This window comes from Deltaproteobacteria bacterium (assembly GCA_029210625.1).
Lineage (GTDB): Bacteria > Myxococcota > Myxococcia > SLRQ01 > SLRQ01 > JARGFU01.
Genome location: JARGFU010000011.1, coordinates 82,563 through 101,767, shown reverse-complemented (window position 1 = coordinate 101,767; position 19,205 = coordinate 82,563). Strand labels below are relative to the sequence as shown.

Here is a 19,205-nt window from a genome sequence, read left to right as displayed (position 1 = left end):
CCCGCCGCTACAGGTCGGCCGGGAGGTCGGGCTCGCGGTGGAGCAGCACGGGCAGCTCCTCGAAGGGGGGCTCCGGGCACCAGTGCTCGCCCGCCGCGAAGGTGTGGGTCTCGGTCTCGACCACCTCGAAGGGGGCGGCCGAGCGCTGGAGGGTCACCTGGCCCTCCTCCTCGAAGAAGAAGGCGAGCTGGGCGATGGGCTCGCCCTCCTCGTCGAAGTCGTGGAGGGAGGCCCGGTGGAGGAAGAGGCGCTGCCCCGAGCGCTCGAAGCCCCACTCCAGGCGGCAGAAGCCCTCGCCGTCCAGCCGCCCCACCGAGAGCTCGCCCCGCGCCACCTCCAGGAAGGCGTGAGGGCGCTCGCCCTCGTGGAAGACGAGGCAGAAGGGCTCGCCGATCCCGAAGCGGCGCCGGGCCTCTTCGGGATCGAGGGCGTGCTCGGCCAGGCGATGGTCGCGCCGCCAGCGGACGAAGTAGCGCAGGCTCAAGGCAGGATTACTTGCTCGCCCGGACGGCGATGTCCTCGCGCATGCCCGGCGTCACCGTGTCGGGCCCCAGCCAGACGCTCCAGACCGCCGCAGCGATCTTGTCGTCGTCGACCTGCTTCACGTCACCGCCCATGTCCACGAAGACGGTGTTGCCCTGGGTGTAGAAGAGGACCTCCATGCCGTCCTTGGCGTCGACGGTCATCAGGGCGCCGAGCTTGTCGACGCTGGCCTTGGGGAGGACCTTGCCGAGGGACTCCTGGAAGGCGCTGGCGAGCTTCTCCTTGCCGACGTCGCGGACCATGTGCATGACCACGAGCTTGTCGGCCGAGTTGGCGTAGAGCTTCTTGTTGAAGGCGTCGCTGTCCTCGAGGAGCTCGGCCAGGTCCTCACCGGTCTTGCCGTTCGCGTGGGCGGCCACGGCGCCCTTCAGGATGCCGTCGGCCTCCGCCGCGTCGATGCAGAAGGCCGCCGCGTAGACCTTGAAGATGACGACCTTGCGGACGCCGGTGCCGAGGCACTTGAAGTCCTTCCCGGCGACCTTCCGGACCTCGGGGAACTTCACGTCGGTGCTGTCCTCGACGAGGGTGCCGGCGCTGGCGAGGGCGGGGAGGGCGAGGAGGCCGCAGAGCGCGGCGAGGAGAGCGGAGCGGATGACGCGGGCCATGGGAGTCCCCCTGGGAGTGTTCGGTTTCGGGCTTCTCGCGGGTCCGACGCAGCGCCGGACCGGATTGTTCACGGACCCTAGGTGCGATCGATGTCCAGGGCCCGGCACTTCTTGTAGAGGTGGGAGCGCTCGAGCCCGAGCGCCCTCGCCGTGTCGGTCATGTTACCGCCATTCGCGTCCAGGGCAGCAAGGACGATGGCGCGCTCCGCCTCGGCCACCAGGTCCTTGAGGAAGACCCCCTCCCGGTAGAGGCTGGCGGTGGAGGCGGCCTGGCCGGAGAGCCGGCCGCCCGGGAGGAGGGCCTGCACCTCGGCGGCGCTGACCGTGTCCCCGTCGCAGAGGATCACCAGCCGCTCGACGATGTTGCGCAGCTCGCGCACGTTGCCGGGGTAGGGGTAGCTGCCCAGGGCGGCGATGGCCTCGGGGGAGAGCCGCACCCCCTTGCGGCGGTTGCGGCGGGTCGCCTCGGCCAGGAAGGCCTCCGCCAGCTCCGGGATGTCGCCGGGGTGCTCCCGCAGGGCCGGGGTGCGAAGGGGGACCACGTTGAGGCGGTAGTAGAGGTCCTCCCGGAAGGCCCCCTCGGCGACCATCGCCTCGAGGTCCTGGTTGGTCGCGGCCACCACCCGCACGTCGACGGTGAAGGTCTGGCTGCCGCCGACCCGCTCGAACTCCCCCTCCTGCAGCACCCGCAGGAGCTTGGCCTGCATCGACGCGGGCATGTCGCCCACCTCGTCGAGGAAGAGGGTGCCGCCGTCGGCCAGCTCGAACTTGCCCTTGCGCGCCCCGACGGCGCCGGTGAAGGCGCCCTTCTCGTGACCGAAGAGCTCGCTCTCGATGAGCTCGCTGGGGACGGCGGCGCAGTTCAGCTTCACGAAGGGGCCGCCGCGGCGGATCGAGCCCTCGTGGATGGCCCGGGCCACCAGCTCCTTGCCGGTGCCGTTCTCGCCGGTGATCAGCACCCTCCCCTCGGAGGGGGCCGCCTTGTCGATGAGGGCGCGCAGGCGGGTGATGGCCGGAGCCTCGCCGAGCAGCCCCACCTGGCGGCCGGCCTCGGCCATCAGGTCGGCGTTGGCGGCCTGGAGCTGGGTGTAGCGCAGGGCGTTCTCGAGGGTGACCAGCAGCCGCTCGGTGCCCACCGGCTTCTCCAGGAAGTCGAGGGCGCCGCGGCGCACGGCCTCGACGGCGGTGTCGATGGTCCCGTGGCCGCTCATCATCACCACCGGGATCTCGATCGAGCGCTCGCGCAGGGCCTCGAGGGCCTTGAGGCCGTCCATCTCCGGCATCTGCACGTCCATCAGGATCGCGTCGATGGGGGTGGCGGCGATCTTCTCCAGGGCGATCTTCGCCGAGCCGGCGACCTCCGTGGCGTAGCCCTCGACCGAGAGCGCCCGGGAGAGGGTCACCAGGATGTTCTTCTCGTCATCGACGATGAGGACGGTCTTCGGCATGGCGCGTCACCTTCGATAAAGGGGCGCAACCGGTCAGACCCGGATCGTCTTCCAGCGCCCTCGGTAGAAGGTGTAGCCCATGACCAGCACCAGGAGCGAGACGTAGACGACCCCCGACATCCACATCCCCAGCAGCTCGCCCTCCAGGAGCACCCCGAAGACCCAGGCCAGGGGCACCAGCACCAGGAAGTGCAGGCCCAGCTCGACCCACATCACGAACTTCGCGTTCCCCGCGCCGAACATCGCCTGCATGAGGATCAGGCCGGCGGCGATGAGGCCGCCGCAGGAGCCCATGAGGCGCAAGGGGGGGCTGGCGGCCGCGATGATCTCGGGGTTCGGGTTGAAGATCTGGATGAAGAGGCCGGGCCAGAGGGCGATGGTCAGGCCGAAGGCCCCGAAGAGGTAGAAGCCCAGCTTCACCGAGTCCCAGCCGAAGAGCTCGGCGCGGCGGGGCTTGCCCCGCCCGAGGCTCTGGCCCACCAGGGTGGCGGTCGCCGTCCCCACGGCGATGCAGCTCATGAAGGTCACCGAGAGGATGTCGATGATGACCTTGGTGGCCGCGCCGTAGATGGCTCCGTGGCCGGCGCTGTCGTCGATGTCGCCGACGATCTTCTGGAAGAGGAGGAAGCCCGTCATCATCGCCACGGTGGCGATCCCGGAGGGCACCGAGAGGCGGACGATGTCCCAGATGACCCTCAGGTCGAAGTTGCCCAGCCGGAAGGGGCGGTAGTTCTTGCGGATCTCGGCGGTGAAGGTCCAGCCCAGGATGATGAAGAGGCCGATGTAGGTCGAGATGGTCGAGGCGATCGCCGCGCCGTCGACCTCGAGGCGGGGGAAGCCGAGGTTGCCGTAGATCAGCAGCCAGTTCCCGAAGATGTTGATGACGTTCATGATGATCGCCGCGACCATGTGGACGTAGGTGCGGCCGATCCCGTCGAAGAAGCCCTTGCAGCCCTGGGTGGCGACCATCGAGAGGAGGCCGATCATCCGGATCTGCAGGTACGAGATGCCCCAGCGGTTCACCTCCGGATCCTTGTGGAAGAAGCCGAAGACGAAGGGGACGATCAGGTAGGCGGCGATCGAGACCACGATCGCCGTGGTGAAGGCGATGGTGGTGGCGTTGGCCAGCGCCCGCCCGGCCAGGAGCTTCTCCCCCTCCCCGTAGCGGCGGGCCACGATGGCCTGGGCGCCGACCTGGATCGAGGAGAGGAAGCCGCCGATGGCCCAGAAGAGGACGATGGCCACGTTCAGGGCCGCCTGGCCCGGGATCGCGACCCGGTCCGGCAGGTGCCCCACCATGGCGCTGTCGACCAGGTTGACCGCGGTCTGGGTCAGCATGCCCAGGACCACCGGCCAGGCCAGGCTCAGGATCATCTTCGAGCGGGCCCGCCCGACACCGATCCCTCCGATGGTCTCCAGGGGGGAGAGCCGGGGCGGGAGGTTGGCGGCGCGCGAAGCAGACATGAGGGGGTGGTCCAGGGCCTCGTTCGAGAAGGATGCGAAGATGGAGCGCCCCGGCAGCCCCGGCGCAACCTATCCCCTCCCACCCGCAGGAAGCAACGGCCCGGCGGCCGGCGTGGTGGCGGGCGCCCGGTTTTTCACCCACCTTCCCCCTGACGGCACCCACCACATAGGGTAGGGGTTTGACCCCGGCCGTGCCCGTCCGCACGATTTCCCTGGAATTACCGCCATGTCCGCACTCACCGCCACCGAGATCCGCAACCGCTTCCTCGTCTTCTTCGCCGCCCACGATCACCGGGTCGTGAGGTCCTCCTCCCTGGTCCCCGCCAACGATCCGACCTTGCTCTTCACCAACGCCGGGATGGTGCAGTTCAAGGACGTCTTCACCGGGAGGGAGACCCGCGACTACCAGCGGGCCACCAGCACCCAGAAGTGCGTTCGCGCCGGCGGCAAGCACAACGATCTCGAGAACGTGGGCGTCACCGCCCGCCACCACACCTTCTTCGAGATGCTGGGGAACTTCTCCTTCGGCGACTACTTCAAGGAGGACGCGATCCGCTGGAGCTGGGACTTCCTGGTCGGAGAGCTGGGCCTGGACGTCGACCGCCTCACGGTGACCGTCTTCCGCGACGACGACGAGGCCGCCGAGATCTGGGAGCGGCAGATCAGGGTCCCGAGGGAGCGCATCCTGCGCCTCGGCGAGAAGGACAACTTCTGGCAGATGGGCGACACCGGCCCCTGCGGGCCCTGCTCCGAGGTCCACTACTTCCAGGGCGACCACCTGCCCTGCAGCGAGCCGACCTGCCTGGGCGTCGAGTGCGAGTGCGATCGCCACCTCGAGGTCTGGAACCTCGTCTTCATGCAGTTCGATCGCTCGGCGGACGGCACCCTGACCCCCCTGCCCAAGCCCTCGATCGACACCGGCATGGGCCTCGAGCGGGTCGCGGCGGTCGTCGCCGGCAAGGACAGCAACTACGAGGTCGACCTGCTGCGCGACGTCATCGCCGAGGTCGAGGCGGCCTCCGGCAAGACCTACGGCGGCGGCATGAGCGAGGACGACATCTCGATGCGGGTGATCGCCGACCACGCTCGCGCGACGACCTTCCTGGTCGCCGACGGGGTGATGCCCTCGAACGAGGGGCGCGGCTACGTGCTGCGCCGGATCATGCGGCGGGGCATCCGCCACGGGAAGCGCCTGGGCTTCGAGGAGGTCTTCCTGTCGCGGATCTGCGAGCGGGTCGTCTCGGTGATGAGCGAGGCCTTCCCCGAGCTCGCCGAGCAGAAGGCCTTCATCCTCGAGGTCGCCACCCGCGAGGAGAAGAGCTTCCGGCGCACCCTCGATCGCGGCCTGCGGATCCTCGAGCAGAAGCTCGAGGAGCTGGGGGACGCGAAGGAGCTGGCCGGGGCGGACGCCTTCCTCCTCTACGACACCTACGGCTTCCCGCTCGATCTCACCCAGGTCATCCTCCGGGAGCGTGGCCTCACCGTCGACGAGATCGGCTTCCAGAAGGCCCTCGACGATCAGAAGGCCGGCAGCGGCGGCAAGCTGGGCGCGGGCGAGGCGGTGGACGACCTCTTCCTCTCGTGGGCGGAGCGCTACGGCGAGACCGACTTCCTGGGCTACGAGGCCGAAGCAGGCGAGGGCCGGGTGCTGGCCATGGCCCGGGAGGGCCAGGAGGTCGCCGAGGCCTCGGCGGGCCAGACCGTCGAGCTGATCCTCGACCGCAGCCCCTTCTACGCCGAGAGCGGCGGGCAGGTCGGCGACGAGGGCACGCTCACGGCCGAGGGCTTCGCCGCGAAGGTGAGCCAGACCCACAAGCCCGCGGGCCTCCACGTGCACGTCTGCGAGATCACCGAGGGCAGCCTGAAGGTCGAGCAGAAGGTCGTGGCGAGCGTGGACGGCGAGCGGCGGCGGAAGATCCGCGCGAACCACTCGGCGACCCACCTCCTGCACCTCGCGCTGCAGGAGACCCTGGGCGACCACGCCAAGCAGAAGGGCTCGCTGGTCGCGCCCGATCTCCTGCGCTTCGACTACGCGCACTTCGAGCCGCTCTCCGAGGAGGAGACCGAGGCGATCGAGCGCCGGGTCAACCGGCTGGTGGCCCTCAACGCGCCCTCGGTGACCGAGGTCCTCGGCTTCGAGGAGGCGCGGGGGAAGGGCGCCATGGCCATCTTCGGGGAGAAGTACGGCGACAGCGTGCGCACCGTCCGCATCGGCGAGGAGTCCCTGGAGCTCTGCGGGGGAACCCACGTCGAGCGGGCTGGCGACATCGGCTTCTTCAAGATCGTCTCCGACGCCTCCATCGCCTCGGGGATCCGCCGCATCGTGGCGGTCACCGGCGAGGCCGCGGTGGAGCGTGTGCTGGAGGAGGAGCGCACCCTGCGCCGGGCCGGCGAGGCCCTGAAGGCAGCGCCCCGCGAGCTCGCCGCGCGCGCCGAGGCCGCGGTGGCCCGCGTGAAGGAGCTCGAGCGGGAGGTCCACCGCCTGGAGCAGAAGCTGGCGACGGCCTCCTCGAGCGATCTCCTCGACAACCTGCGCGAGGTGCACGGCGTGAAGGTCCTCGCGACCAAGGTCGAGGTGAAGGAGGCCAAGGGCCTGCGCGAGCTGGCCGACAAGCTGCGCGATCGCCTCGGCAGCGGGGTCGTGGCCCTCGGCGCCGAGAACGATGGCAAGGCCACCCTCCTGGTGGCGGTGACCAAGGATCTGACGGGACGGCTGAGGGCCGGAGACCTGGTGCGGGAGATCGCGCCGCTGGTCGACGGCAGGGGCGGCGGCAAGCCGGACCTCGCTCAGGCCGGGGGCACCCGTCCGGAGGCGATCGAGCAGGCGCTGGCCCGCGTCTACGACCTGATCCCGGAAGCCTGATTGACCGCCAACGGTCCCCAGACCCTGCGCCTGCGCCTCCCCCTCACGGGGGTCGAGGCCTTCGTGCGGGCCTGGGCGCCGAAGGTGGAGGAGGGCTGCCTGCTCTTGCCCCTCCGGAAGGACTGGGCCGCCGGCACCCTGGTGCGCTTCGAGCTCCTCGACGCCGAGGGCGAGCGTCTCCTCCTCGGTGAGGGGAAGGTGGCCGAGCTCGCCCCCGCGAGGCCGGGCGCGGGGCTCCTGCTGCGCCTCACCCGGATGGACGCGAGCTCGAAGGAGCGCTGGCGCCAGGTCCTCCAGCTCGCGCGCGCCGGGGCGGCCCCGGGCGAGCCGGAGCCCGAGCCCGAGCCGGAGCCCGAGCCCCAGCCCGAGCCGCAGCCGGCGCCCGAGCCCGAGCCGGACGAGCCCTTCACCGATCCCTCCGCCCTCCCGCCCGAGCTCGAGGAGGGCCCCACCGACCCCGGCACCCGGCCCGACGCCCGGCTGGCCCTGCGCCCCCAGGACGAAGGCGAGGACGAGGACGAGGACGAAGGCGCGACCCTGGTGGCCCGGCCGGAGGAGCTCTTCGGGGCGGCCTCCGACGACTCCACCCAGGTGACCGCGCCGCCCGTCCGCCGCTCTCGCGAGGTGCTCCTCGTGGGCGACACCGATCGGGACACCGTCGTGGGCCGGCCCTCTCGCCAGCGCCGGAGCGAGGCGACCGACCCCGAGGGCGAGGCGATGGACGCGCGCCTCGAGCTCGCCGGGGAGGGGGAGGACGAGGACGAGCGCACGCAGTCGATCACCTCCCGGCAGCCCACGCCGGCCCCCCGCCGCAAGAAGAAGCCCAAGGTCCCCTGGTACACCGAGTCCCAGGAGGTCGCGCTCCCCGAGGCGCTCGAGGAGGGTAGGGATCCGACCCTGACCGGGGTCTTCGCCGAGGAGGGGGACGAGGACGGCCCGATCCTCGGCATCGACCTGGGCACCTGCCGGGTCCTGGCCGCCATCGCCGACGAGCGGGGCGTGCGCTGCCTGCCCCTGGACAAGGCCGGCCGGGGGCTGCCCGCGGTGGTGGCCTCCGGCAAGGGGGGGCAGGTGCTGGTCGGCGCCTCGGCCCTGGCGCGGCGGCTGGAGCAGCCCGCCGAGACGGTCTCCGGCAGCAAGCGCCTGCTGGGGCGCCGCTTCCACGCTCCGGTGGTGCAGGAGCTGGCCGAGGGGCTGCCCTACCAGCTGGTCCCCGACGAGGGGGGTGGCGTCGCGGTCGCGCTGGCCGCCCACACCCTCTCGGTCATCGACATCAACGCCCGGATCCTCGGCGCGGTGAAGGCGGGCGCCGAGCTGGCGCTGGGGCAGGGCTGCAGCCGGGCGGTGGTCTCGGTGCCGGCCTACTTCGGAGACGCCGGCCGCTCGGCCGTGCGCCAGGCGGGCCTCGAGGCGGGCCTCGAGGTCCTCAAGATCGTCTCGGAGCCCACCGCCGCGGCGCTGGCCTTCGGCTACGGCCAGAAGATCCCCGGGCGCCGGGTGCTGGTCTACGACCTCGGCGGCGGCACCTTCGACGTCTCGGTGCTGACCATCTCCGGGGATCGCTTCGAGGTCGTGGGCACCGGGGGAGACAACTTCCTGGGCGGCCTGGACTTCGATCTCGCGATCGTCCGGCACCTCCTCGAGGCGATGATCCGCCAGGGGGGGCCGGCCGAACCCGAGCCCGCCACCCTCGAGCGCCTCCTGACCGAGGCCGAGAAGCTGAAGATCGCCCTGAGCTCCGCCCGCGCCTTGCCGCTGGAGATCCACGGGCTCTGGCGGGACGACGCGGGCCGCTCGCAGGATCTCGTGCTCGAGGTGCGCCGCGAGGAGCTCGAGGGCTGGGTCGAGCACCTCATCGATCGCACCGTCGAGCTCACCGTCCAGACCCTGCAGGAGCACCGCCTCTCGGCCGACCAGCTCGACGACCTGATCCTGGTCGGGGCGCAGTCGCGGATGCCCCTGGTCCGCGAGCGCCTCGAGGCGCGGCTGGGGATGGAGGCCCGGGACGGGGGGGTCGATCCCGAGCAGGCGGTGGCCCTGGGCTGCGCCCTGGTGGCGCGGAACATCCAGCAGGCCGCCGATCCCCGGGCCGCGAAGATGGAGCTGCAGGACATCCTCGGCCAGAACATCGGCCTCGGCCTGCCCGATGGGCGCATCGCGCCGGTGATCGAGCGCGGCACCCGGATCCCCTGCAAGCGGACCGTGCGGGTCGCCACCAGTGAGGAGGGGCAGGCCTCGATCGAGCTGGCCCTCTTCCAGGGCAACGTCCGCTACACGGCGGACGCCGAGTACCTGGGCACCCTCGCCTTCGTCGAGCTGCCGAAGCGGGCGGCGGGGGAGGTGCAGCTGGTGGTCGTCTTCGATCTCGACGAGGAGGGGCTGCTCACGGTGACGGCCACCGAGGAGTCCACCGGCCAGGTGATCTCCCGCGTGCTCTCCACCGTCGAGACCCCCGACGAGGTCGAGGCCGCCCTCCAGCGCTCCAGCACCGAGATCCGGGATCTGGCGAACCTCGTCCTGGCCCGGGAGCGGGGCGAGGGTCAGTCCACCGGGATCTTCCGGGGCATCCGCAAGCTCTTCGGGGGCCGCAAGTGAGCCCGCGGCTGCTGGCGCTGCTCCTCCTCGGCCTCGCGTCGATCGCCGGCTGCCGCGAGGACTCCGGCAGCTGGCGGCCGCTCGGCCGGGGGGTCGCCGCGGCGCAGCTCCGGGCGCCCGGGGACGTCGAGGTGCAGGCCGTGCGGGTGGACCTCGGCGGCGCCGACGTCCGCGTGATCGACGCCCGCCGGCCGGGGCGGGAGCGCGCGACCGTCGATCGCCTGCGCGAGGAGACCGAGGGCGCGGTGGCCGTCGTCAACGGCGGCTTCTTCGACCCCTCGGGCAAGCCCCTGGGCCTGGTCCTGGCCGACGGCCGGGAGCGCAACCGCCTGCGCAACGTCGACTGGGGGGTCTTCTGGGTGGCGGGCACCACCGCCGGGGTCGTGCACACCGATCAGTGGGCGACCGCCAAGCCCCCGGGCGTGCGCGAGGCCCTGCAGTCGGGGCCCCGGCTGGTGGTCGCCGGCAAGGCCCTCAAGCTCAAGAAGCAGACCGCCCGTCGCACGGTGGCCTGCGTGCCGAAGCCGCGCCAGGTGGTGCTCCTCACCACCGAGGCGATCGACGCCGCGATCCTGGCCGAGTGGCTCGCCCGTGAGCCCGAGCAGGGGGGGCTCGGCTGCTGGCACGCCCTGAACCTCGACGGCGGACCCTCGACCCAGCTCTCCCTGAAGGCCGGTGAGCACTCCGTCGAGGTCGAGGGCGGCTGGGGCGTCCCCAACGGCCTCGCCGTCGTGATCCGGGCGCCCTAGCGGTACACTCCTCGGCGTGAATCCTGAGAGCGAGGAGGGGAGGGTGGCCTCCGGGAGCGAGGGGGTGGAGATCCCCTTGGACCCCCATGCCCGGGACTTCGACCTGGAGCTCGTCAGCGCGATCCTCGTCGAGGCGGGCGCGATCGACGAGGACTCCCGGCGGGAGGTGCTGGTGCGGGCCCGCACCCAGCGCGGGCGGCTCCAGAAGGAGCGGGGCGGGCTCCTCTCGACCCGGGGGCACTACGAGGTCTCCCCCATCGAGCTGGTGGCCTCCCTCCAGCTGCCGGACGGAACGGGCCGGGAAGAGGTCCTCGACGAGGACCGGATCACCCTGCTGGTGGCCGAGCGGATCGGCGTGGAGAGCCAGAAGATCGATCCGCTCAAGCTCGACGCCCAGCTGATCACCAGCACCGTCAGCCGGGCCTATGCCCGCCGCCACGGCTGCCTGCCCATCGGCCAGCGGGCCGGCGAGCTCCTCCTGGCGGTGGTGAACCCCTGGGACCGCGAGCTGCTGGAGAACGTCCGGCACATCACCGGCACCGAGGTGCGCCCGGTCCTCTGCTCGAAGGCGGACATCCTCCGCTCGATCACCGACGTCCACGGCTTCCGCAAGAGCGTCACGGCGGCGATGAGCGAGAGCAGCGGCGCCACCGTGCTGCCCGACATCGGCAACCTCGAGCAGCTGGTGCAGCTCTCCGATCACGAGGCCCTCGAGGCGAACGACCGGCCCGTCGTCAACGCCGTCGAGTACCTCCTGCACTACGCCTTCGATCAGCGGGCCTCGGACATCCACATCGAGCCCCGGCGGGAGTTCACCCAGGTCCGGATGCGGATCGATGGCGTGCTCCACGACATCTACCGGATCCCCCGGGCCCTCCACGCGCCCGTGAGCTCGCGGGTGAAGGTGCTCGCGCGGCTCGACGTCGCCGAGAAGCGGCGCCCCCAGGACGGACGGATCAAGACCGGCCGCGGCGATCGCGAGGTCGAGCTGCGGGTCTCCACGGTCCCGGTGGCCTTCGGCGAGAAGGTGGTCATCCGGGTCTTCGATCCCGAGGTGCTCCTGCAGGACCTCGAGGACCTCGGCTTCTACGCGGACGAGCTCGAGCAGTTCGAGCGCTGGATCAGCCGGCCCAACGGGCTGATCCTCGTCACCGGGCCCACCGGCGCCGGCAAGACCACGACCCTCTACTCCTCGCTCCAGGCCATCAACCGCCCGGACATCAACGTCGTGACCATCGAGGATCCGGTGGAGATGGTCTGTGAGGCCTTCAACCAGATCAGCGTGCAGCGGGGCATCGGTCTCGACTTCTCGAAGGCCCTGCGCCACGTCCTGCGGCAGGACCCCGACGTGATCATGGTGGGCGAGATCCGGGACACGGAGACCGCCCAGCACGCGGTGCAGGCTGCCCTCACCGGGCACCTCGTGCTCTCCACCCTCCACACCAACGACTCGGCGGGGGCGGTGGTGCGGCTGCGCGATCTGGGCGTGCCGCCCTTCCTCCTGGGGGGCACCCTCATCGGCTCCATGGCGCAGCGGCTGGTCCGGCGGGTCTGCCGGGGCTGCGTGCAGGAGGTGCCCCTGAACCACGAGCAGCTGGCGGCCCTGGGCGTCGCCCACCCCGAGGACCACGTCGGCCGGGTCGTCGCCCGGGAGGGCAAGGGTTGCCCGAAGTGCCGGGGCACGGGCTACCTCGGGCGCAGCGGGGTCTTCGAGCTCTTCGAGATGACACCCAAGATCGGGATCGCGGTCGCCGAGGGCGCCGATGCCCGGACGCTGCGCGAGATCGCCCGCGCCGACGGGATGCAGGATCTCCGCGAGCACGTGATCCGCAAGCTGGCCGACGGCGTGACCTCCTTCAGCGAGGTCCTGAGGGTGACGGTGGAGTCATGAGCGCGCCCCCCCTGGCCCTCGAGATCTCGAGGCTCTGGTCCGCGGGCTGGCCCTTCCTCCAGCTCGAGACCAGCGAGGAGGCCCGGGGGCTACGGCTGATCGAGCAGGTCGCCGGGCTGCGGGGGGCCACCCTCCTGCGCTGGTCGGCGACCCGGGGGCTCGACGGCCGGCCCGAGCTCGACCGGCCCGAGGCGGCCCTCGAGGCCTTCCTCGCCGGGGAGGAGGCCAGCCTGCTGGTCCTCCGGGATCTCCACCCCTACGCCGCCGATCCCCTCCTCGTCCGCCACCTGCGGGATCGCGCCGACGAGCTCACCGCGAGCGGCCGCTGCGTCGTCTTCCTCGGGCCCGCCTTCTCCCTCCCGCCCGAGCTCTCCGCCGAGGTCGTGCAGGTGCTCGTCCCGCCCCCCGACGCCGAGGAGCTGCGCGCGATGCTCGCCGAGCTCGGCGGCACCGCCGCGGCCCACCAGGATGCCCTGATCGCCGCGGCCCTCGGCCTCGGGGAGAACGCGGCGCACCGGGCCTTCGTCGCCGCCGTCACCCAGCCGGGCGAGGACGTGGTGGCGCCGGTCCTCGCCGAGAAGCGCCGTCACCTGCGGGACGCCTTCGCCCTCGAGGTGGTGGAGCCCGACTTCGGCTTCGAGGACGTGGGCGGCCTCGACACCCTCAAGCGCTGGCTCGCCGAGCGCGAGCAGGCCTTCACCGCCGGCGCCCGGGAGTTCGGCCTGCCCCTGCCCCGGGGCGTGCTCCTCCTCGGCGTGCAGGGCTGCGGCAAGAGCCTCTCGGCCAAGGCGGTCTCCTCGCACTGGCGCCTGCCCCTGCTGCGCCTCGATCTGGGGGCCGTCTTCGGGGGCGAGCTGCCCCCGGAGGCAGGGCTGCGCCGGGCGCTGCGGGTCTCCGAGGCCTTCGGGCCGGCCGTGCTCTGGATCGACGAGATCGAGAAGGGCTTCGCCGGCGCCGACGCCTCGATGGGCAGCGTCGATCCCACCACCACCCGGGTCCTGGCCACCTTCCTCACCTGGATGCAGGAGAAGGAGGCGCCGGTCTTCGTGGTCGCCACGGCCAACGAGGTGGCGGGCCTGCCTCCCGAGCTGCTGCGGCGGGGGCGCTTCGACGAGATCTTCTTCGTCGATCTGCCGGAGGACCCCGATCGCAGGGAGATCCTCGCGGTGCACCTGCGCCGGAGGGGGCGCGACCCGGCGGACTTCCCCCTCGAGAGCCTGGTCGATCAGACGCGCTACCACTCCGGCGCCGAGCTCGAGCAGGTCGTGGTCTCGGGCCTCTACCGGGCCTTCAACGCCGGCCGGGAGCTCGAGCCCCAGGATCTCGCCCGGGCGGCCGCCGACCTGGTGCCCCTCTATCGGACCTACGAGGAGCGGGTGAAGGCGCTGCGGGCCTGGGCCCGCGATCGCGCCCGGCCGGCCGGCCGCCAGGACCAGGTCGTCGACATCTTGCTCTCCGGCAAGCGCTAGCGAGTCTCGTCGAGCCCGCCAGTCCGCACGAGCTCGAGCTCCTGACCCGAGACCCGGAACTCGGCCTCGAACGGCTCGCAGGCCTCTTCCGAACTCCTGTTCTTGAACCTTCTCTTCGACGCGGAGGAGAGCTCGAGGTGCATCCGGAGGTGGTCTTCCGTTGCCGAGAGCCTCATCCAGGCGACGGGCGGCCCGTCACCTCTCTTCGGCGCCTCTTTGCCTCGAAGGTCCACTGGCCCCAGCAGGTAGCACCTGGCGTCACTTCGGAGCGACGCCCGCCTGCGCTCCCTTCCCTTCTCCTGGATCACGAGCGGACCGGCCTGGATCCAGCTGTCCCGACCTGCCTGGTTCGCGCATCCGACGAACGCGTAGAGCCGATCCCTCGTCTCGGCATCCTTGGTGATGACTTTCATGGCCTCGCATCCCAGAGCGAGATCGGCTGGATGGGTGAGAAGGGTCGGCGCCGGGGGAACGGGCAGATTGCGGAGCCGCGGTCCGGAGGAACCTCTGTTGACCCTCCATGACCTTCCGGCCGGAGCCTCGATTCCAGTGACCCGACCACGCTGGATCGATTTCAGTCGGGCAGCACAAGTGGGACCAGGCGCCGCCGAGGTACTTGGGAACGGATCGGTATCGCTCGCTGTCGACCCAACCCAGAAAGACCCGGCCGTCCATCCGGACCACCTCGACCAGGCCACGGTTTTCACCTTCTTTCACGAGGTAGCCCGATGCCCTGGAGAATTCCTTGAGGTGTTCGCCATCCCGGCTCTTCACCTTGATGGTGGGTTCCTTCTCGTCCGAGCTCCTGAGGCCTCGCCGCTTCTCTCTCTCCAGCTCGACCGTGGTCCCGCTGCTCACCCAGTCCGGCCACCCGACCGCCATGCCGTCACATCCGGCCTCCTTGAGGGGCAGCGGCGAGGCGCCCGTCAGCGCGTCGCAACGCACGCGGGTGGCGAGCCCGCGGTCATCCTCCTCTCGGCGATGTACCTCGAAGGGACACGGGACTCTGAAGCTCGACCTCCATCCAGTTCGGATTGTCCGGATGGAGTGCTCCGGTGAGGCGGACCCTGGTTCCCGAGAGGAGGCTTCCGAGCAGCTCCCCGCTGGCACCGTGGAGCAGCGACTTCGAGAGCACCGTCCGTTCGGTCGGGCACTTCGTCTCGGCGCGGGCCGCGACAGGCAGCACCAACGCCGTAATCGCCAACACCAACACCCTCCGCCACATCTCCGAAGTGTAGCAGAGGCCGCCGGCGCTCTAGCTCGGCATGATCACCGGGATCGCCTGCCCCCGGTTGCGCCGGTAGACGCGGAAGTCCTCGTCGAGGGTGAGCACGGTGCTGTCCTTGTGGAGCTCGGTCGCCCGGACGAGGCAGGCGTCGGCGAGGGACATCGGCACGCTGGCGTACTTCTTCATCAGGGAGCGGAGGGCCTCGATCTCCTCGGCGACCTCGAACTGCACCCGCAGCAGGTCGCGAGCGACGAGCTCGAGCACGGCATCCGCGCCACCCTCGGTGTTTCGCAGCAGGAAGCAGGCCTCGGCCAGGACGGGCTCGCAGGTGAGGAGGGGAGGGCGCAGACTCGAGAGCTCGGTCCGGGCCCACTCGTGATGGCGGTCGCGGCGGTTCAAGAAGGCGACGATGGGGCCCGTGTCGATCAGGGCCTGCTTCACTCGCCGAAACCCTCGAGGTGGCGCTCGGAGGTGGAGAGGTCCGATGGTCCCTCGACACGCCCCGCCAGGTCCGCGGCGCCCGCGGCGAAGGAGTGCTCCTCGATACCGGCCAGGGCATCGAGCGCCTCCCGAAGCACGGCTGAGCGCGAGGTGCCGCGGCGCCGGGCCAGGACCGTCAGCAGGCGGTCGAGGCGCGCCGGAATCTTCAGGGAGATCGTCCGCATCGGCTCTCTCATGAGTAATACGTACCAGTCAGAATCGTATTACGCAATCAGAACTTGCAGTGCTCGGCGAGGCGCTCGGGATGCGCCCCCCAGTCCTTCTGCCAGAACTCGGCGACCAGGTGCCCCGGGCTCTTGCCGAGGGAGAGGATCCGGTCGACCTCCTCCAGGTAGACCCGCTCGTCCCGGCCGTTGGCGTCGAGGCAGGCCTGCCGCTTCAGGCCCTCCTGGCTGATCGCCAGCAGCTCCCGCGCGCGCTCGAGGACGTTCACCTGATCCACCTTCGCCTCGAGGCCCTCCCGGGCCACGGCCTCGCGCAGGCGCTCGCGCCCGCGGGCGTCGACGTCGGCCATCAGGGCGATCGCGGCCTCCGAGGCGTCGTCGTCGTAGAGGATGCCCTTCCAGAGGGCGGGCAGGGCGCAGTTGAGGTCCCGGCGGCAGCCGTCGGCGCCGCGCACCTCGAGGTAGCCCTTGAGCCGCACCTCGGGGAAGAGGGTGGTGAGGTGGTCCTCGAAGTCCCCCATCCTCGGCTGGATGCCCTCGAAGCCCTCCTCGAGGAAGCGGCGGAAGGGCACCCCGCAGATCTTGGAGAGGAACTGCCCCCGCCGCCGCAGGAAGAACATGGGCACGTCGAGGGCCCACTCCAGGTAGCGCTGGTAGCCGAAGTCCTCGTCGAAGACGAAGGGCAAGAGGCCCGTGCGGTCGGGATCCACGTCCAGCCAGATCCGCTGCCGCTCGCTCACCCAGCCGGTGAGCTTGCCCTCGACCAGCGGGGAGTTCGCGTAGATGGCGCTCACCAGCGAGGTCACCGAGAGCGCCGCCCGCATCTTGCGGACCATGTCCTCCTCGGAGGCGTAGTCGTAGTTCGCCTGCACGGTGCCGGTGCGCAGCATCATGTCCAGGGCGCGGCCGCCGCGGGTGGGCAGGTAGCTGCGCATGATCGCGTAGCGCCCCTTGGGCATCCAGTGGATGTCCTCCCGGCGGGCGAAGGGGTGGTGCCCCGTGCCCAGCCAGAGGATGCCCAGATCGTCACCGATCCGGTGGACGAGGGCGGCGTGCTCGGTGAGCTCCTTGCAGGTGGCGTGGTTGTCCTCGAGGATCGCGCCGGAGAGCTCGAGCTGCCCGCCGGGCTCGAGGGTGACCGAGGTCCCGTCCCGCTTCAGGCCGATGATGGCCTCGTGCTCGTAGATCGGCTCGAAGCCGGCCTCTTCGACCCCGCGCTTCAGCACCTCCTCGATGCCGCCCGGGCCGAAATAGGCCAGGGGCTGGAGCGTAGAGCTGGAGAGACCGACCTTCTCGTGCTCCATCCCGACCCGAAACGCGTCCCGGGGCTTCTCGTGCCCCCGGAAGTAGGCCTCGAGCTGGCCGATGCTCTCGATGATCGGGGTCTGGTCGGGGGCGCTGGTCGGAGAGGACATGTCAGATCTTCCAGAGAAGGAGCCGGGAGCGGACCCGCAGGGTAGAGCCGCGGGGGGCGCGGCGCTACCTCCGGATTTCCCCGGGGCCTTTGGGTTGGCCCGGGGCCCGAGAGAGCCACTATGATGCCCGAGCCCATGCCACGCGACGTCGCCGCCGAGACCCGGGCCCTGCCCGACCCCACCAGCGGGGGAGTCTTCACCCGCCTGATCCGGGGCTTCACGATCCCCTTCCAGGCCCTCGGCCTGATGGTCGAGCACCCCCGGCTCTGGACCTTCGCCCTGGTCCCCATCGTCATCACCCTCGTGCTGCTCTCGGTGGTGGTGGGGCTGCTGGGTACCTACAACGACGACCTCGTCGCCCTGATCTGGGCGAAGCCCCCCGAGTGGTACTGGCAGATCCTCTGGTGGCCCCTCTACGTCCTGGTCTTCGCCCTCTGCTTCGTGGTCGGGGCCCTGACCTTCCCGGCGGTGGTCTCGGCGCCCTTCAACGACTCGCTCTCGGCCCGCACCGAGCGCACCCTCACCGGGGACTACGCCGAGGAGCCCTTCAACATGGGGCGCTTCGTCGGCGAGATCCTCTCGGCGGTGGGGATGAGCCTCGGGCGGCTGGCCCTCCTCTACGGGGGGCTGCTGATCATCTTCCTCTTCGGTTTGATCCCCGTGGTCGGGCAGATCCTGGCTCCGGTCCTGGCGCCGACCTACACCATGAGCTGGATGTCGGCCGAGTACCTCGAGTACGCCATGGGACGTCACCGCTTCGGCTTCTCCCACGTCTTCAAGACCGTCCGCGCCAACTACGCCCTCTGCCTGGGCTTCGGCGGCGGGATCTTCCTCCTGCTGATGGTGCCCCTGATGAACCTGCTCTTCATCCCGGTGGGCGTCGTCGGCGGGACCCTCCTCTACACCCGCCTGAAGCAGCACGGCGCCCTGCCCGCGCCCCGCGCCTGAAAAGGGACGAGTCCATGGCCGGCAAGTCGATCCTCTTCATCATGGATCCGCCCGAGAAGATCTCGATCGATCGGGACACCACCTTCGCCTTCATGCTCGAGGCCCAGGCTCGCGGCTACACGCTGGCCCACACCCGGCGGGAGTGGGTCTGGCACGAGGGCGGGGTGACGGGCGCCCGCTGGCAGCCCGCCCGGGTCGAGCGCCGGGCGCCGCCGGAGCACATCCACCTCGGTGAGATGCAGGACGGGCCCATCCAGGATCACGTGGTCTGCTTCGTGCGCACCGATCCGCCCTTCGACATGCGCTACGTCGAGCTCACCTGGATGCTCGACGTCGTCGATCCGGCGAGCACCCTGGTGATCAACGCGCCGCGCGGCATCCGCTCCGCCTCCGAGAAGCTCTACACCCTCCACTTCCCCGAGCTCACCCCGCCGACCCTCATCAGCCGGGACATCGCGAGGATCGAGCGCTTCCTCGAGGCGCAGGGCGGCAAGATCGTCGTGAAGCCCGTCGATCTGATGGGCGGCTACGGCGTCTTCGTGGTGCGGGCCGACGATCCCAACCGCCGGGCGCTGCTCGAGGTCTCCACCGAGGACGGGCGCCGCCTCTGCGTGGCCCAGGGCTACATCCCCCAGGCCCCCGAGGGCGACAAGCGGGTGCTCCTCGTCGATGGCGAGCCCCTCGGCGCCATCCTGCGCGTGCCCCCCGAGGGCGAGCACCGCGGCAACATCCACGTCGGCGCGGCCACCGTGCCCTCGCCCATCGACGAGCACGACCGGCGGATCTGCGCCGCGCTGGCGCCGCGCCTGAAGCAGGACGGCATCGTCTTCGCCGGCATCGACGTCATCGGCGGCAAGCTCACCGAGGTGAACGTCACCAGCCCCACCGGCGTCCAGGAGGTGAAGAACCTCTGCGACATCGACGTCAGCGCCGCCCTCTTCGACTGGATCGAGCGGCAGTAGCCCGGGCGGGCGGGGTCGCGGGGCGAGATTCTTCTGCCCCGGGCCTGACGGGAGCGTGCGCCGGACCTAGGGTTGAACCCGTTCATTGAACTCGTTCTGTGCGGATGAGGGGGTGCGGCGATGGTGGAGCGGGAGGAGCTGGAGAAGAGGCTCGAGCGGCTGGAGCTGCAGCTGCTGCAGATCCAGACCGCCTGCCCCTCGAGGACCAAGCACGCGGTCTTGCTGGTCCGCCTGGCCAACCTGGAGCAGATGATGGAGGTCGTCTGCCAGGCGATCCGCTCGGGGACGGGCGTGCTCCGGTCCCCCGGGGTGGGAGGCGAAGGCGGGGATCCGGCCGCGGGCTGAGGCGAGGGGGGCCTG

16 protein-coding genes are annotated in these 19,205 nt (G+C 70.9%); 8 read left to right on the top strand and 8 right to left on the bottom strand.

What is annotated here, in order from left to right; genetic code table 11:
* Positions 1-7: 7 nt before the first annotated feature.
* From P1V51_12130 to P1V51_12115, 4 genes are all read right to left on the bottom strand, one after another.
* Positions 8-484 carry a hypothetical protein gene (locus P1V51_12130; protein ID MDF1563786.1) on the bottom strand — a complete coding sequence of 159 codons (477 nt, stop codon included), beginning with the start codon at positions 482-484 and terminating at the stop codon, positions 8-10.
* A 7-nt stretch (positions 485-491) separates the two neighbouring features.
* A complete protein-coding gene (locus P1V51_12125) occupies positions 492-1,148 on the bottom strand; it encodes a chalcone isomerase family protein (GenBank protein MDF1563785.1) in 657 nt (218 codons plus the stop codon).
* Positions 1,149-1,225: 77 nt separating this feature from the next.
* Positions 1,226-2,596 (bottom strand): sigma-54 dependent transcriptional regulator, encoded by a 1,371-nt coding sequence (locus P1V51_12120; protein ID MDF1563784.1) that lies wholly within the window; start codon positions 2,594-2,596, stop codon positions 1,226-1,228.
* A 33-nt stretch (positions 2,597-2,629) separates the two neighbouring features.
* Positions 2,630-4,060, bottom strand: a complete 1,431-nt coding sequence (locus tag P1V51_12115; GenBank protein MDF1563783.1) for an MATE family efflux transporter — start codon at positions 4,058-4,060, stop codon at positions 2,630-2,632.
* A 226-nt stretch (positions 4,061-4,286) separates the two neighbouring features.
* On the opposite strand from P1V51_12115, the gene alaS reads away from it, so the two are divergent.
* From alaS to P1V51_12090, 5 genes are read left to right on the top strand one after another with little or no spacing between them, the layout of a single operon-like run.
* Positions 4,287-6,923, top strand: coding sequence for an alanine--tRNA ligase (gene alaS, locus P1V51_12110; protein MDF1563782.1), 2,637 nt, complete (start codon positions 4,287-4,289; stop codon positions 6,921-6,923).
* A complete protein-coding gene (locus tag P1V51_12105) occupies positions 6,924-9,518 on the top strand; it encodes an Hsp70 family protein (GenBank protein MDF1563781.1) in 2,595 nt (864 codons plus the stop codon).
* Positions 9,515-10,267 carry a phosphodiester glycosidase family protein gene (locus tag P1V51_12100; protein ID MDF1563780.1) on the top strand — a complete coding sequence of 251 codons (753 nt, stop codon included), beginning with the start codon at positions 9,515-9,517 and terminating at the stop codon, positions 10,265-10,267. The genes P1V51_12105 and P1V51_12100 overlap by 4 nt, the downstream gene beginning before the upstream one ends.
* A gap of 16 nt (positions 10,268-10,283) precedes the next feature.
* The gene (locus tag P1V51_12095) at positions 10,284-12,158 is read left to right on the top strand and encodes an ATPase, T2SS/T4P/T4SS family (GenBank protein MDF1563779.1); all 1,875 of its coding nucleotides are present in this window, start codon (positions 10,284-10,286) and stop codon (positions 12,156-12,158) included.
* Positions 12,155-13,627, top strand: coding sequence for an AAA family ATPase (locus tag P1V51_12090; GenBank protein MDF1563778.1), 1,473 nt, complete (start codon positions 12,155-12,157; stop codon positions 13,625-13,627). Before P1V51_12095 ends, P1V51_12090 begins: the two co-directional genes overlap by 4 nt.
* Here P1V51_12090 and P1V51_12085 read toward each other — a convergent pair.
* The 4 genes from P1V51_12085 to P1V51_12070 form a co-directional block, all read right to left on the bottom strand.
* A complete protein-coding gene (locus P1V51_12085) occupies positions 13,624-14,040 on the bottom strand; it encodes a hypothetical protein (protein MDF1563777.1) in 417 nt (138 codons plus the stop codon). The two genes, P1V51_12090 and P1V51_12085, sit on opposite strands and share 4 nt — an antisense overlap.
* 842 nt (positions 14,041-14,882) lie before the next feature.
* The gene (locus P1V51_12080; protein MDF1563776.1) at positions 14,883-15,296 is read right to left on the bottom strand and encodes a PIN domain-containing protein; all 414 of its coding nucleotides are present in this window, start codon (positions 15,294-15,296) and stop codon (positions 14,883-14,885) included.
* Positions 15,293-15,532: a ribbon-helix-helix domain-containing protein gene (locus tag P1V51_12075; GenBank protein MDF1563775.1), complete on the bottom strand. Its 240-nt coding sequence runs from the start codon at positions 15,530-15,532 to the stop codon at positions 15,293-15,295. Before P1V51_12075 ends, P1V51_12080 begins: the two co-directional genes overlap by 4 nt.
* 35 nt (positions 15,533-15,567) lie before the next feature.
* Positions 15,568-16,935: a glutamate--cysteine ligase gene (locus P1V51_12070; protein MDF1563774.1), complete on the bottom strand. Its 1,368-nt coding sequence runs from the start codon at positions 16,933-16,935 to the stop codon at positions 15,568-15,570.
* A 135-nt stretch (positions 16,936-17,070) separates the two neighbouring features.
* Here P1V51_12070 and P1V51_12065 point away from each other — a divergent pair, with 135 nt between their 5' ends.
* From P1V51_12065 to P1V51_12055, 3 genes are all read left to right on the top strand, one after another.
* Entirely contained in the window at positions 17,071-17,883 is an 813-nt protein-coding gene (locus tag P1V51_12065; protein MDF1563773.1) for an EI24 domain-containing protein, read from the top strand.
* Positions 17,884-17,897: 14 nt separating this feature from the next.
* On the top strand, positions 17,898-18,845 hold the full coding sequence (gene gshB, locus P1V51_12060; GenBank protein ID MDF1563772.1) for a glutathione synthase: 948 nt from the start codon (positions 17,898-17,900) through the stop codon (positions 18,843-18,845).
* 120 nt (positions 18,846-18,965) lie between these two features.
* On the top strand, positions 18,966-19,190 hold the full coding sequence (locus tag P1V51_12055) for a hypothetical protein (protein MDF1563771.1): 225 nt from the start codon (positions 18,966-18,968) through the stop codon (positions 19,188-19,190).
* Positions 19,191-19,205 lie beyond the last annotated feature (15 nt).

What these genes read in the sequence shown, in the direction of transcription:
- P1V51_12125 (MDF1563785.1), bottom strand. Translation starts at nt 1,148, where the DNA reads ATGGCCCGCGTCATCCGCTCCGCTCTCCTCGCCGCGCTCTGCGGCCTC.
- P1V51_12120 (MDF1563784.1), bottom strand. Translation starts at nt 2,596, where the DNA reads ATGCCGAAGACCGTCCTCATCGTCGATGACGAGAAGAACATCCTGGTG.
- P1V51_12115 (MDF1563783.1), bottom strand. Translation starts at nt 4,060, where the DNA reads ATGTCTGCTTCGCGCGCCGCCAACCTCCCGCCCCGGCTCTCCCCCCTG.
- alaS (MDF1563782.1), top strand. Translation starts at nt 4,287, where the DNA reads ATGTCCGCACTCACCGCCACCGAGATCCGCAACCGCTTCCTCGTCTTC.
- P1V51_12090 (MDF1563778.1), top strand. Translation starts at nt 12,155, where the DNA reads ATGAGCGCGCCCCCCCTGGCCCTCGAGATCTCGAGGCTCTGGTCCGCG.
- P1V51_12085 (MDF1563777.1), bottom strand. Translation starts at nt 14,040, where the DNA reads ATGAAAGTCATCACCAAGGATGCCGAGACGAGGGATCGGCTCTACGCG.
- P1V51_12075 (MDF1563775.1), bottom strand. Translation starts at nt 15,532, where the DNA reads ATGAGAGAGCCGATGCGGACGATCTCCCTGAAGATTCCGGCGCGCCTC.
- P1V51_12070 (MDF1563774.1), bottom strand. Translation starts at nt 16,935, where the DNA reads ATGTCCTCTCCGACCAGCGCCCCCGACCAGACCCCGATCATCGAGAGC.
- P1V51_12065 (MDF1563773.1), top strand. Translation starts at nt 17,071, where the DNA reads ATGCCACGCGACGTCGCCGCCGAGACCCGGGCCCTGCCCGACCCCACC.
- gshB (MDF1563772.1), top strand. Translation starts at nt 17,898, where the DNA reads ATGGCCGGCAAGTCGATCCTCTTCATCATGGATCCGCCCGAGAAGATC.
- P1V51_12055 (MDF1563771.1), top strand. Translation starts at nt 18,966, where the DNA reads ATGGTGGAGCGGGAGGAGCTGGAGAAGAGGCTCGAGCGGCTGGAGCTG.